11 protein-coding genes and 1 pseudogene are annotated in these 12,829 nt (G+C 64.2%); 3 read left to right on the top strand and 9 right to left on the bottom strand.

Annotated elements, in window-relative coordinates; all coding sequences use genetic code 11:
• Positions 1 to 8: 8 nt before the first annotated feature.
• Both ACS5Q1_RS04180 and ACS5Q1_RS04175 read right to left on the bottom strand, forming a co-directional pair.
• Positions 9 to 461, bottom strand: a complete 453-nt coding sequence (locus ACS5Q1_RS04180; RefSeq protein WP_473097018.1) for a response regulator — start codon at positions 459 to 461, stop codon at positions 9 to 11.
• Entirely contained in the window at positions 454 to 1,554 is a 1,101-nt protein-coding gene (locus tag ACS5Q1_RS04175; RefSeq protein ID WP_473097017.1) for a sensor histidine kinase, read from the bottom strand. The genes ACS5Q1_RS04180 and ACS5Q1_RS04175 overlap by 8 nt, the downstream gene beginning before the upstream one ends.
• A gap of 284 nt (positions 1,555 to 1,838) precedes the next feature.
• On the opposite strand from ACS5Q1_RS04175, the pseudogene ACS5Q1_RS04170 reads away from it, so the two are divergent.
• Positions 1,839 to 2,699: pseudogene (locus tag ACS5Q1_RS04170) on the top strand (YifB family Mg chelatase-like AAA ATPase); the annotation flags it as partial.
• 520 nt (positions 2,700 to 3,219) lie between these two features.
• On the opposite strand, the gene ACS5Q1_RS04165 reads toward ACS5Q1_RS04170, so the two are convergent.
• Together ACS5Q1_RS04165 and ACS5Q1_RS04160 are read right to left on the bottom strand one after the other, a co-directional pair.
• Positions 3,220 to 4,539: a low temperature requirement protein A gene (locus ACS5Q1_RS04165; protein WP_473097016.1), complete on the bottom strand. Its 1,320-nt coding sequence runs from the start codon at positions 4,537 to 4,539 to the stop codon at positions 3,220 to 3,222.
• Positions 4,540 to 4,901: 362 nt separating this feature from the next.
• Positions 4,902 to 5,807, bottom strand: coding sequence for a LysR family transcriptional regulator (locus tag ACS5Q1_RS04160; RefSeq protein ID WP_473097015.1), 906 nt, complete (start codon positions 5,805 to 5,807; stop codon positions 4,902 to 4,904).
• Between the two features lie 131 nt (positions 5,808 to 5,938).
• Between ACS5Q1_RS04160 and ACS5Q1_RS04155 the strand changes: the two genes are divergently transcribed.
• Together ACS5Q1_RS04155 and ACS5Q1_RS04150 are read left to right on the top strand one after the other, a co-directional pair.
• Positions 5,939 to 6,568, top strand: a complete 630-nt coding sequence (locus tag ACS5Q1_RS04155; RefSeq protein ID WP_473097014.1) for an FMN-dependent NADH-azoreductase — start codon at positions 5,939 to 5,941, stop codon at positions 6,566 to 6,568.
• 216 nt (positions 6,569 to 6,784) lie between these two features.
• Complete coding sequence (locus tag ACS5Q1_RS04150) at positions 6,785 to 7,378, top strand: nucleotidyltransferase family protein (protein ID WP_473097013.1); 594 nt, start codon at positions 6,785 to 6,787, stop codon at positions 7,376 to 7,378.
• 39 nt (positions 7,379 to 7,417) lie between these two features.
• On the opposite strand, the gene ACS5Q1_RS04145 is transcribed toward ACS5Q1_RS04150, so the two are convergent.
• The 5 genes from ACS5Q1_RS04145 to ACS5Q1_RS04125 form a co-directional block, all read right to left on the bottom strand.
• Positions 7,418 to 8,506: an XdhC family protein gene (locus tag ACS5Q1_RS04145; RefSeq protein WP_473097012.1), complete on the bottom strand. Its 1,089-nt coding sequence runs from the start codon at positions 8,504 to 8,506 to the stop codon at positions 7,418 to 7,420.
• A gap of 14 nt (positions 8,507 to 8,520) precedes the next feature.
• Positions 8,521 to 10,755 (bottom strand): xanthine dehydrogenase family protein molybdopterin-binding subunit, encoded by a 2,235-nt coding sequence (locus ACS5Q1_RS04140; protein ID WP_473097011.1) that lies wholly within the window; start codon positions 10,753 to 10,755, stop codon positions 8,521 to 8,523.
• Complete coding sequence (locus ACS5Q1_RS04135) at positions 10,752 to 11,729, bottom strand: FAD binding domain-containing protein (protein ID WP_473097010.1); 978 nt, start codon at positions 11,727 to 11,729, stop codon at positions 10,752 to 10,754. The genes ACS5Q1_RS04140 and ACS5Q1_RS04135 overlap by 4 nt, the downstream gene beginning before the upstream one ends.
• A gap of 2 nt (positions 11,730 to 11,731) precedes the next feature.
• Complete coding sequence (locus tag ACS5Q1_RS04130) at positions 11,732 to 12,277, bottom strand: (2Fe-2S)-binding protein (protein WP_473097117.1); 546 nt, start codon at positions 12,275 to 12,277, stop codon at positions 11,732 to 11,734.
• A 201-nt stretch (positions 12,278 to 12,478) separates the two neighbouring features.
• The coding region (locus ACS5Q1_RS04125) for a nuclear transport factor 2 family protein (protein WP_473097009.1) at positions 12,479 to 12,829 on the bottom strand (351 nt) is incomplete at its 5' end.

The following is a 12,829-nucleotide window of genomic DNA, read 5'->3' as shown; positions in this document are numbered from 1 at the left end:
GGACACGGTCAGGAGACCTGGGAGCTGCGCTCGCGGGAGGCTATGTCGAATGGGACGAATGTAACCGTCCGGGCATCCTCAGGCTCGCGGGGCTGACCAGCCATGAGATAGCTCAAGGCTTCGCGAACGCCGCGCTCCGTGTAAGGCTTTGCGATGACACCCCAGGCTCCTGCGAAATCTTCCGGGATCCGTTTGGCGTTTGCCGTCATGAACAGCACGGTGACCTGATGCTGGGCCGCGAGGACACGCGCCACATCGACTCCGGTCGGCCCATCGGACAGGTGCACATCGACGAAGGCGAGATCGGGTTTGACATCCTGGCCGAGGGAGAGAGCCTCCTCGGACGAGGTGGCCATCCCGACGACCTCATGACCCAGATCCTGCAGCAGGCTTTCGAGCTCGAGCGCGATCAGGATTTCATCCTCGACGATGAGGATGCGCAACGGCTTCTCGCTACTCAACCTGCGTCTCCTTCGCCTCGATGGGCATCACGATCTCCGCGCGTGTACCTGGCTCCCTATCGTGCCAAGTCAACCGCCCCTTCAACTGATGGACCAACATCGTGATCAGCGTTTTTCCAAAACTGCCCTCGGGCGGGGACGAATGACCGAGACCCACGCCGTCATCCTCGACGGCGATCATCACGCCGTTGTCAGTCCGTCCGATCTCGATTGTCAGTCGTCCCTGACGCCCCTTGGGGAAAGCATGCTTGACGGCATTCCCGATGACCTCGTTGAGCAGGAGAGCGAGAGCCGCCGCCTTGGAGGCTGGGACGGACAGGGGCTGGAGATGGAAGGTGAGATCGACCTGCCCCTTCGGCAAAGCCGTGATCAGCTCGCTGGCGAGTTCCGCCGTTAGGTCATTCAGGTTGAATCGGCTCACATCACCGGCCGTAGAGAGAAGCCGGTGCGCAGCCGAGAGCGCGCTGACCCGCTCGGCGACATCCTGCAGGACCTTGCGCGCCTCCGGATTCTGCAGACGGCGTGCCTTGAGCAGAACCAGGGACGTTGTCATCTGGAGGCTGTTCTTGACCCGGTGTTCGACCTCATGGAGAAGCGCCGTCTTCCGGTCGAGGGCGGTTTGAAGATCCCTGGTCCGGCGCCCGACTTCTTCCTCGATCTCGATGCGGTCCTGCTCGGCGGTTTTCTCTGCTCTGACATTGGTCAGCACCAGGGTGACCCACCGAAAGTGACCGGCTTCGTCATGGACGGGTGACATGGAGAGAGAACACCGGAAAGAGGAACCGTCTTTCCGGCGACCGAGAAACTCGGTCTCGAAAGCCTCTCCAGCGTGCATGGCGACACTGATGGCATCCAGGGAGGCTGAACCCGCACCTAGCTTATGAAGGAAATGCCAGCCGCGGCCCAGCACCTCATCGGGGGAATACCTAGTCAGATCGAGGGAAGCCTCATTGGCGAAAATGACAGGAGCGTGCACCTGATGTGGGTCGACCATCAGGACGGGGATGCGCAGGGACTGGAAGGCTGTCCTGAAAGGGGCCTCCGCAAGGTCTGCCATTCGCTCTGAAGGAGAGAGGCGGGTTTCGGCCAACATTACGATCTCAAGGCGCCACTTGAGATCTCATGGACCCACGATGATTGCTTGCTTGAGAAGAGAATTCGTCCCATGTCAGGACCTGCCCCGTCGATATAGAACCCTTGCGCCTGCGCGAGTTTTCGAGATGCGGCTCGCGATATAGTGGGACTCAACGCGACGATGGCGGCAGGGTTCCGTGGTCGGCACATCAAGTCGCACCGGCTCCACCGGAATAGCCAGAGCAACACTATCGCGTTTCAAAACACCACGCTAACATCGAACCTCTGTGGGAGGTCGAGGGGATGGTCATGCGCGTTTCCACTGTTGCGTTCGAAGGGATCGAGGCGCGTGCGGTCGATGTGCAGGTTCAGATTTCGCCCGGCGCGGTCGCCTTCATGATCGTCGGCCTGCCCGACAAGGCGGTGGCGGAATCCCGCGAGCGGGTCCGGTCTGCCCTGATCGCCTCGGGCCTCGCCCTGCCGGCGAAACGCATCACGGTCAACCTCGCCCCAGCAGACCTGCCGAAGGAAGGCAGTCACTACGATCTACCCATTGCGCTCGGCGTCATGGCGGCGATCGGCGCCATTCCGGCGGATGCACTCAATGGCTTCACGGTGCTGGGCGAACTGGCCCTCGATGGCTCCATCACGTCGGTGGCCGGCGCCCTGCCCGCCGCGATGGCGGCCTATGAGCGCGAGCACGGACTGATCTGCCCCGAGGCCTGCGGCTCGGAGGCCGCCTGGGCCGGCAGCGACATCGAGATCCTGGCGCCGCGCTCCCTGATCCAGCTCGCCAATCATTTCAAGGGCGCGCAGGTCATGGCGCGGCCGGAACCCGCCATCATGCCGACCTCCGGCTCGTTGCCCGACCTGCGCGACATCAAGGGTCAGGAGAGCGCCAAGCGGACGCTGGAGATCGCGGCTGCGGGATCGCACAATCTCTTGATGAACGGTCCACCGGGTGCCGGCAAGTCGATGCTCGCCCAACGCCTTCCCTCCATCCTGCCACCGCTCTCGCCGCGGGAACTCTTGGAAGTCTCGATGATCCAGTCGGTCGCGGGACTTCTGGCGGATGGCGCGCTGTCCAATCGCCGTCCGTTCCGGGCGCCGCATCATTCGGCCTCCATGGCGGCACTTGTCGGCGGCGGTCTCAACGCCCGTCCCTATGGCGCGACAATAAAGTTTTGGCACGACATGGCTCTAAGTCCTTGATCTTCGGCCAACCCGAAAAGACCCCGATCGGCGAAAGTTCTTACATTTTGAGCGTGTTTGAACCGGACGCGCCTCTGTGAGAGACAACAAAGTTTCGACACATTGAAAATTCTGCGCAACGGATTGCTTATTGCCCAGAAGGGGAACTGCGCTGGTCCACCTTGGCACCGCCAGGGCCACAGACAGTCTTTAACCGCGGTCGTGTGAAGGTCCGCTCACCCCGCAAATGGAGACTTTTGGTTTACTTCCGCCCTGTGCCGATACTGTTGAAAAACTCTCGGGCCCTGCGTCATCGGTCTATTACTAGGGTCAGTGTGCCAGATCAGGCGCAGCATCCTGTATGCTGATCACGCGAAAAATGGCAGTTGCGGACTTTTTCAACCTATCTGCCAGGAACGGACGCTTCGTCGTTGGACAGCCTATGACTTCGGTGGGACATCGAGCGAACAAAGATGATCGATGGCCAGAAGCATTACTGCCGATGAGTATCAGGTAACGGTGAGGTCACGTGCATGCGTGGGTCCGCCATTGGAGCAACCGTACCCTCTTTCGCAAGCGCCTCTGCCTGGTGGCGGTGTCCGAGTATTTCATAGCCGACAACCGTGACGGCCGGCGCGAACATGAGGATGATAAGGCAAATCGCCATATCGATGTCGGCAAACGCCGCAATGACGGCGAGCGCAACAACACCGGCTGTACCGATCAGCAACCAGACGTGAAAGGGATCGAACCGGCCAACGAGATAGGTGTAGAGCGCATAGATCGATCCGAGGAAGACACCGACCGGAATGGCGACACTAAGCACCGTCGCGAGCGCGCCGATATGGGCCTTGTGCTCGATGAAATAGGCTGCGACATGCAGACCGGCGCCGGTCGCGACGATGGAGGTGACGATCACCATCTGGCCGTAGCCCCAGACGAAGGCTCGGTTGCGATGGGCACGGAGCACCGGCGCGGACGGCAGGATGTAATAGACCCACCACATGCCGAAGGTGAGCCCGATGCCGGCAATGCAGACCAGTGCCGCATCGACGGTCCAGCCCTGTTCCTCGACCACGGCCGAGAGGGTCGCGAGCGTGCCCACCACTCCCTCGCCGAGCGCAATGATGGCGAACAGGCCGTGGCGTTCGACAATATGATGGGCGTGCCAGGGCGTGCCTCCATCCCTGTGCTCGGCGATGACGGGACCCGCCAGTTCGACGAGCGCGAGGAGGCAGGCGAAGATGAGGGTCACGCCGAGCGAGAAACCGACAAAGATCAGCACCGCCCAGCCGAGCTGGGCGATCGAGATGGTGACGGCATAGGTCAGGCAGGCGCGGCGCCGGGCTGGATCCTGCTTGGCCGCGCGCAGCCATTGGAATACCATGGCGACGCGCATGATCACATAGCCGAGCACCATCACCGAATTGTCGAGGTGTTCGCCGTGCTCGATGGAGGCGAACATGCGCGGCAGGCCGATCGCCAGGACCAGCACACCGGTCATCTGCACCATGGTGATGAGACGGAAGATCCAGTCATCGATATCGTAGGCCGAGGCGAACCAGGAGAAATTGACCCAGGCCCAGCAGATGCAGAAGCTCGCGAAGCCGAAGCCGATCAGGGCGGTGGCGTAGTGGCCTTCCGCCAGTGCATGCGCAAACTGGGAAGCCGCGAGCCCGAAGCTGACGACGAACGTCAGGTCGAACAGCAGTTCGAGCGGGGTGGCGCCGCGATGAGCCTCGTGGGGATTGCGTCCGCCCATGCGCCGGGCGTGATGGTGGAGGGTTTCGGAGTCGGTCGGCGTAGCGGTCATGGACGATCTCTCGTTGGCGATCACTGCGGCCTTCCCACATGCGAGAATGCGGATTTCAAAAGGCCAGGACATCCAAACTTCAGCGTTCCAGATCCTAGATGAGAACCCGCCGTTTGGCCACGATGCCGGCGGACCTTCCAGGCTTGAATGGCAGGCAAGGAAAGGCTCATCGGGGGTGCAGCACCTGCCACCAGACCTGCTTCGGAGGCCGAACCTGACCTTCAAGGAGATCGCCATCCGTTGCGGGTTCAGCGACCAGTGCCACTTCTCGCCCGCGTGTTCCTGAGGCTCATTCACGTATCGCTTGGCGATTGGCGGTGACTGCACTCGTAGCGCGGACAAGGATGTCTCTCGTCGGAGGACTAACGATCGCTCCGCACGGTCAGGCATCGATCCCAGTCCGGCGTGCCTCCGAAACGTTCGACGAGTGTGTCGATCAGAACCCGGACTTTGCCCGGGACATGGGAGCCCGGCGGGCGCACGATGTGGATGCCGTACTCGGGTCTTGGATAGTCCAGCAGGATGGGTTCGAGGGCACCGCTCTCAATGGCGTCGGAGATCAGGAACGATGGAGCGTCCGCGATCCCGAGGCCCGCGATCGCCCATTGGAGAATGGCTTCCCCGCTGTCTGACTTCAGGCGCCCCTCCGGTCGGATCGAGATCCGGCGCTTGCCCGACTGGAATTGCCACTCGGGCACAAGGCTACCCGTGTAGATCAAGCATTCGTGCCCAGCGAGATCCTGCGGTGTCCTTGGCCGCCCGTGACGGACCAGGTAGTCGGGACTTGCTACCAGTACCGCGTGAACGGGCGCTATTCTGCGGACGACAAGGCTGGAGTCCCTGAGGGAGCCGATACGGACCGCAGCGTCGAACCGCTCGCCGATCAGGTCGACCACACGGTCGGTGTAGGACACGTCAATCTCAAGATCAGGGTGGGCCGAGGCGAGGTCCGCCAGGACTGGCACCAGGTGCCGCACGCCAAAAGCGAGCGGTGCGGACAGGCGCAGGCGCCCACGCACGGATCGCCCCTGCTGCGCCACCGCATCGCGTGCTTCGTCCAGTTCGGCAAGGATCCGGTCGCACCGCGCCTTGAACTCGATGCCGGCCTCGGTTGGGGTGATGCCGCGCGTGCTGCGGCTGAGCAGCCGGGTGTCGAGATCCGTCTCCAGACGGGTTATTCTCCGACTGATGATGGACTTCGAGACGCCCAGGCGGGCCGCGGCACGGTTGAGACCGCCGCTCTCGATGACCTCCACGAAAGTCCTCATCCTCCAGTTCGGTTACGGCGGTGTTCCTCCGTTGGCAACAGCATGGTGCCGAATATGCGCCTTCTGCTGCATCCGATGAACCATTACCTCGGTCGTACCGCAAGGACCAGAACCCTTGGAAGGATTGCCATATGTCCACAGCTCTCGTGATTACCAGCAGCGCCCTCGGCGAAGCCTCCGTCTCCAGCCAGCTTGTTGCGGAAACCGTCTCCCGCCTGCGGTCCCACGATCCGGGTCTTCGGATCATCACCCGGGATCTCGGACGCGATCCCGTTCCGCATCTGACCATCGACTCCGCCACGGCCCTGCGCGGCGCGGAGCCGAGCAATGATGCCCAGGTTGCCGCCCGAGCCCTGTCGGACGGGCTGATCGCCGAGCTCAAGGCCGCCGATACCCTCGTCATCGGGGCGCCCATGTACAATTTCGGCATGCCCTCGACCCTGAAGGCCTGGTTCGACCACGTGCTGCGGGCCGGCATCACGTTCCGCTACAGCGAGAGCGGCCCCGAGAGCCTGCTCAAGGGCAAGCGTGCCCTGATTATCGAGAGCCGTGGCGGCCTCTACAGTGAGGGACCCGCGCAGGCGATGGACTCGCAGGAGCCGCATTTGCGCAACCTTCTCGGCTTCATGGGCATCACCGACGTGACCTTCCTGCGGGCGGAGAAGCTGGCTTTCGGACCAGAGGCCCGCGAACAGGCCATCGAAGCCGCGCGCCAGCAGATTGCGGAGACGATCGGCGAGGCCTGCCGCAAGGCGGCCTAGCCCGCCACGGGTCTCAGAGCGGAACACGGCCGGCTTCTGTCGCTCGATCTCAACAGGTAACATCGGTCGGCAGTGCGCTCAGCCGTCGCCTCCCTTGTCCTCATAACCATCCACAAGCAATGTTTGGTGGCTAACGGGTAGCCTCATATTGAGCTGCGGGGGCTGGCTCATTACGGTCAGTCCCCCGGCAGAACCATCAGACGATAGGGACGGAACATGAGTGATGTCGCGGCCATCGTCCTCGCTGCCGGGCGGGGCACACGGTTTCGTTCCGGCCCGAAGCTGCTGACCCCGTTGAACGGCAGGCCGCCGGTGTGCCACGTCGTCGAGGCCGCGGTCACTTCCTCGGCTGATCCCGTGATCGTTGTCACGGGCCATCGGGCCGACGAGATCGAAGCGTCGCTGGAAGGAGTTCCGATCAAAAGCGTTCGGAACCCCGCTTTCGCGGACGGACTTTCGACATCGCTGAAGGCCGGATTCGCTGCATTGCCGCCCCACACCAAGGCGGCTGTCGTTCTCCTCGGAGACATGCCGCTGATCAAGGCCAGCCTGATCGACACCCTTGTGAGCGCGTGGATGGCGATGGGCGAACCAGCGGCGGTGGTCCCGACGGTGAACGGGCAGCGCGGCAACCCCGTCGTGCTGTCGCGAGATCTTGAAGGCCTGATCGAAGGGCTCTCGGGAGATGCCGGCGCGGGGCCGATCCTGCGCGGGCGAGCCGACGTGATGGAGTGCCCGGTCGACGACCCGGCCATCCTCCGCGACGTCGACACGAGCGATGACCTCGGCATGATGTCCCCAGGCGCTTGACATGACCATGAAGCAGACGGCAACCGCCTGGAGCGTCTGCTACGTCATGGCCGTCGCCTGCCGATAGCGATCAACCACCTGCGCCAGCGCCGAGAGCGCCATCGTGACGGGATCGCGCGCCGACGGGATCAGTCCGAGCGGCGCCACGATGCGCGCGAGCGCCTCTTCCGGCAGCCCTCGTTCCCGCAGTGTCGCCAACCGGTTCGCGTGGGTCCGCTGACTCCCCATCGCACCGATGAAGAACCAGGGCTGGGTCAAAGCCTGTTCCAGAAGCAAGGGCTCCCAGGCGTGGTCGTGGAACATGAACACGAGGGCGCTCCAGGGATCCGCAACGAGGTCCGGCAACGGACCCGGGACGGTGAGGGCTTCCGCACGGGCACCAAGCGTCTCGGCAACCGTTACGATCCGCTCATCGGGCGAGAACAGCCTCATTTCGGTGCCATGGGTCAGACCCAGCCGAAGCAAGGCGAGGCTTTCCGCTCCATGCCCGATGACAACAAGCCCCAGCGGAGGCGCATACCAGGAGATGAACGTCTCTCCCCGCCAGCCTGGCATCTGCCAGCCAGGCACCTGCCGGGCTAGGCTAGGGAGGATGCATATTCCGCCTGCCCTGCCCTGCGCGAGAACCAGCGGCTGCCGCCGCTCAAGACAGACAACGGCCTCACGGATCTCACCCGGATCAGGATTGGGTTGGAACAGCAGATCCACCCCGCCGCCGCATGGAAGCCGGATGTCGATGTAAGGGGAACCTGCACCGTAGCGAACCTGCCGGGGCCGCCCGTCCCGGATCGCCTCCTGGGCTTCGGCAACGACGGCTGCCTCGATGCAGCCGCCCGAGAGCGAGCCGGCAAAAACACCATCCGCAGACACCCCCATCAGCGCCCCGATCGAACGGGATGATGAACCGGTCAGGCCGGTGATCGTCACCAGGGCAACCTGCTGACCGCGCTGTCCCGCCTCCAGGACGAACCGCAGGACATCGAGCGGGCTCGCGGTGTCGGCGACCGCAAACGGCCCGGGGACCCTGTCGGGCAGATCATCGACTCGAATGGCAGGAGCACATTGAAGCATGGTTCGTCCCAATCCCACGATCAAGCCGGCTCGATCCTGGATCCTTCGACTACGCATTGAGCCTTTCCGCGTTAGGCGGTCAGGACGTCTTCGATGCGGATCGGCAGGTGACGCACACGTTTGCCCGTCGCATGGTGGATCGCATTGGCGATCGCGGGAGCCGTTCCAACGAGGGCAATCTCACCCAGGCCCTTCACCCCGAGCGCGTTGACGTGCGGATCGTCCTCGTCGACGAACAGCACCTCAAGTTGCCCGATATCGAGGCTCACCGGCATGAGGTAATCGGCCAGGTGGGCGTTGACCGGACGTCCGTCCCGCGCATCGAGGGCCGTCTGCTCCATCAGGGCCATTCCGATCCCGCCGATCATGCCGCCGGTGCACTGGCTCGAGGCCAGGAACGGGTTGACGATGCGGCCCGCCCCATAGGCACCGAGGGCCCGCCTCACCCGGATCGTGCCGACGTCCGGGTCGATCGCCACCTCCGCGAACACGGCTCCGAACGAGTGCATGGAGTAGCGCTGGGCGACCTCGGGATCGCGGTGGTTCGAGGCGTGCGCCTCGATCGGCTGACTGCTGCCCGCAAGGATGTCGCGATAGGAGTGTCCTGTGGAGGAGTCCCCAAGCCGGCGTACGCTTCCGCCGACCCACTCGACGCCCTCCAGGGCTGCGCCGAACACGGGTGAGCGCTGGTCGGCGATCGCACGCCGCGTGACCTCATCCCGAGCTGCCAGGCAGGCGGCGCGGACCGCCGATCCGACCGAGGCCATCGTCATAGAGCCGCCATGCGGGGGCGCGGGCGGGAAGTCAGAGCGTCCGATGCTCACGCGAACCTGTTCAACGGGGATGCCGAGGGTCTCGGCCGCCACCTGCGTCATCGAGGTGTAGGTGCCCGGCCCCATGTCGCTAGCTGCGACCTCGACCGCGACGGCGCCGTCCGCATACAGCCGCACACGTGCGCTCGCGGCGCCAAATAGGACTGGATAGGTAGCGGAGGCGACGCCCATGCCAATCAGCAGTCGCCCGTCGCGCATCGAACGCGGTGCCGGAGTGCGCCGAGACCAGCCGAAGCGCTCGGCGCCGAGGTCATAGCATTGTATCAGGGAGCGGCTGGAGAAGGGCTTGTTCTCGCCCTCGTCGATCTGCGGCTCGTTGCGGCGGCGCAGCTCGATCGGGTCGATACCCAGCGCGTAGGAGAGTTCGTCGATCGCCGATTCGAGGGCGAAGATCCCGCTCGCTTCACCCGGGCCACGCATGTGGTTGGGAGTGCCGGTATCGAGCGGCGTCAAGCGATAGTTCGTGCGCACGTTAGGGCAGGAGTACATGTACTCCGTCGCCGAAAGCAGGGCCTCCATGAATTGCTCGTAGCGGCTTGTTTCGCCGGTGCCTTCATGGATGATGGCCGTGATCTTGCCGTCACGGGTCGCGCCGAGAGCCACGCGTTGCAGGGTACGCGGGCGATGACCGGTGGTGAAGAACATCTGCTTGCGGGTCAGCACGAGCTTGACGGGACTCCCGACCTGCCGGGCCGCCATAGCCGCGAGGGTCACGTGTGGCCATGTGCGCAGGGACGTTCCGAAAGCTCCGCCGATGAAGGGGCAGATCACCTGCACGTTCTGGACCGGCATGCCGAAGATCGCCGCGATCTCGGCCTGCTCGTTCACGACGAACTGGCTCTTGCTCCACAGGGTCAGTCTGTCGCCATCCCACGCGGCGACGACCGCATGCGGCTCCATCGGGTTATGGTTCTCCCGAGCAATATCGAAGGTGGCCTCAATCCTTACAGATGCGTCCGCGATCGCCTTTTCCGGATCGCCACGTGCGGTGTCCGCGTGGATACGTGTGCCGGGGCGCGTGGCAGCCTCTGGGATGATCGCCTTCGCGTTTGGATCGGAGGGGGTGACCACTGGCTGAGCAGCCGCATAGGTGATACGGAGTGCATTGGCGGCTCGTTCCGCGTGGTCAATCGTGTCGGCCACGACGACCGCAACCGGCTGGCCGTAGAACCGAACCTGATCGTCCTGGAGGACATGGAGCCGCTCCCCAACGGCCGGATCAATCGAAGCCTTGTGAGGCTGATAGGCCAAGCGCGGAGCGTTGAGGTGGCTGATGACCTCGACGACTCCGGGCATTCGCAGAACTGCGTCCCGGTCGATCCCCGTCACTCGGCCGAGACCGACGGTCGCACTGACGATCACCGCATAGAGCTGAGCGTGCTGGTTGAAGTCGGCCGCATAGCGGGCAGCGCCTGTGACTTTCGCCGGCCCGTCCACACGGGTCAAAGGTCTTCCGATCACGTTCGTGGTCATGCGACTTCCCCTGCCATTTCGAGAGCCCGGACAATGGTCCGCGGCAGCAGCTCGACCTTGTAGTGATTGTGCGACAACGGCCGAGTTCCCTCGAGGGAAAGTTGCGCCGCCGCTTCGAAGGCAAGGCGGTCTGGGGCCTTGCCGATCAGCGCCTCCTCCACCGCGCGCATGCGCCAGGGGCGCGTGCCGACGCCGCCGACTGCGACGCGAGCCTGGCGGATGGCCCCGCCTTCCATCTCGAGCGCCACGGCCGCAGAGACGAGCGCGAACTCGTAGGAAGCACGGTCGCGCACCTTGAGGTAGCGGGCCTGACGCGCGTATGGCCCACCCGGCACCCAGATCTCGACGATCAACTCGCCGGGGCGCAGGGTGTGCTCGAGATGGGGCGTGTCGCCAGGGAGCCGAAAGAGCTCCTCGACCGGGAAGCTGCGCTCGCCACCTGGCCCTCGCACCCGCATCGTGGCGCCGAGCGCGACCAAGGCGACGGCAACGTCGGACGGATGGGTGGCGACGCAATTATCGCTCGTTCCGAGGATGGCATGCCCGGCGTTGAGACCGTCGATCGCCGAACAGCCCGAGCCCGGATCACGCTTGTTGCAGGCAGCGTCCAACATCCGGAAGTAGGGGCAGCGCACGCGCTGCAATAGGTTGCCGCCCATCGAGGCCATGTTGCGCAGTTGCGGCGAGGCCCCCTCGATCAGCGACTCGGCGATCAGGGGCTGAAGGCGCTTCGTCTCCGGATGGGCCGCGACATCGCTCATGCGCGCGAGTGCGCCAATGACGAGATCCGAACCCTCCGCACGGATGCCGGCTAAGGGAAGCGCGTTGATGTCGACCAGACGCTCGGGCCGCTCAACCTCCTCGCGCATGAGGTCGATGAGCGTGGTGCCGCCGGCGATGTACCGTCCGCCTGCGGCGGCGGCGCGGATCGCGTCCTGCTCGGTCCGAACCTTCTCGAAACTGAAGGGTAGCATCGTCAGGTCCTCCCTGCCGCATCGGCGACTGCCGCGACGATCCCGGGATAGGCGCCGCAGCGGCAGATATTGCCGCTCATCCAGAACTGGATCTCCTCGGGCGAGGTGGCGTGCCCCTCGGCGATGCACGCGACGCCCGACATGATCTGGCCGGGGGTGCAGAATCCGCATTGAAACCCGTCGTGCTCGATGAAGGCGGCCTGGAGCGGATGCAGTTCATCACTCTTCGCCAGGCCCTCGATCGTGGTGATCTCGGCGCCGTCGTGCATGACGGCGAGCGTCAGGCACGAGGTCACGCGCCTTCCGTTCACGAGCACGGTGCAGGCCCCGCAGGCGCCCTGGTTGCAGCCCTTCTTCGTCCCCGTGAGGTCCATCCTCTCCCGGAGGACGTCGAGTACCGATTGTCGGGGGTCGATCTCGAGTTGCTGTTTCTTGCCGTTGACGACCAGGCGGACCCGTGCCGTCGGCACGACTGGCGGACCGTCCGGTGAAGCGGGTTGCGCGGTCGCTCCGGGGGTGGCGGCAAGGGAAGCCGCTCCTCCGGCCATTTGCAGGATCGAGCGGCGGGACAGTCCGCTCCGGGAGGCGGTGGTTCCTGACGGTGAGCGTGTCTTGCCCGGAGGGGCATCATCATCATGGTCGGACATGGTCATGCGGGCTCCTAATTGGTATGCCGGGTATGCCCGGACGCGGACGCATCGACACCTGAAGAACTACGAAAGGCCTTGGTCGGCCCGAAGAGGGACGGCTTATTGGGTGGGACTTACCCGCCTCCACAGGTCGTTGAACGCGATGCTGTCGAAGAAGGCCGACGCATTGATGATCTTTCCGTCGCTCAACTGGAGGAACCAGGCATAGGTATTGGCGTAGGGGACGCCGTCCTTGGCCGTGCCGCTCGCGTCGAAGAAGACGATCACGGTGTCGCCGTCCGCGTACATCCGGCGGATGGTCGGCTTGAGACCAACGCTCATGCGCGCATTGAAGGGCCGGATGACTTCGCCGATGAAGGCGTCACGACTGTCATAGGTTTTCGAAGCCAACGAATGCCCGGTGATGGTCCACTTCACATTCTCCGCGAGCAGATCGTAGGGACTGCCGGT

The organism is Microvirga sp. GN3, assembly GCF_055792825.1.
This window is presented reverse-complemented; position numbering and strand designations above follow the sequence as displayed.

Excerpts from the sequence above, each read along its gene's own strand:
- ACS5Q1_RS04130 (WP_473097117.1), bottom strand. The coding sequence starts at position 12,277 with ATGGCCGGAGGAGCGGCTTCCCTTGCCGCCACCCCCGGAGCGACCGCG.
- ACS5Q1_RS04150 (WP_473097013.1), top strand. The coding sequence starts at position 6,785 with ATGAGTGATGTCGCGGCCATCGTCCTCGCTGCCGGGCGGGGCACACGG.
- ACS5Q1_RS04140 (WP_473097011.1), bottom strand. The coding sequence starts at position 10,755 with ATGACCACGAACGTGATCGGAAGACCTTTGACCCGTGTGGACGGGCCG.
- ACS5Q1_RS04165 (WP_473097016.1), bottom strand. The coding sequence starts at position 4,539 with ATGACCGCTACGCCGACCGACTCCGAAACCCTCCACCATCACGCCCGG.
- ACS5Q1_RS04135 (WP_473097010.1), bottom strand. The coding sequence starts at position 11,729 with ATGCTACCCTTCAGTTTCGAGAAGGTTCGGACCGAGCAGGACGCGATC.
- ACS5Q1_RS04175 (WP_473097017.1), bottom strand. The coding sequence starts at position 1,554 with ATGTTGGCCGAAACCCGCCTCTCTCCTTCAGAGCGAATGGCAGACCTT.
- ACS5Q1_RS04145 (WP_473097012.1), bottom strand. The coding sequence starts at position 8,506 with ATGCGTAGTCGAAGGATCCAGGATCGAGCCGGCTTGATCGTGGGATTG.
- ACS5Q1_RS04160 (WP_473097015.1), bottom strand. The coding sequence starts at position 5,807 with ATGAGGACTTTCGTGGAGGTCATCGAGAGCGGCGGTCTCAACCGTGCC.
- ACS5Q1_RS04155 (WP_473097014.1), top strand. The coding sequence starts at position 5,939 with ATGTCCACAGCTCTCGTGATTACCAGCAGCGCCCTCGGCGAAGCCTCC.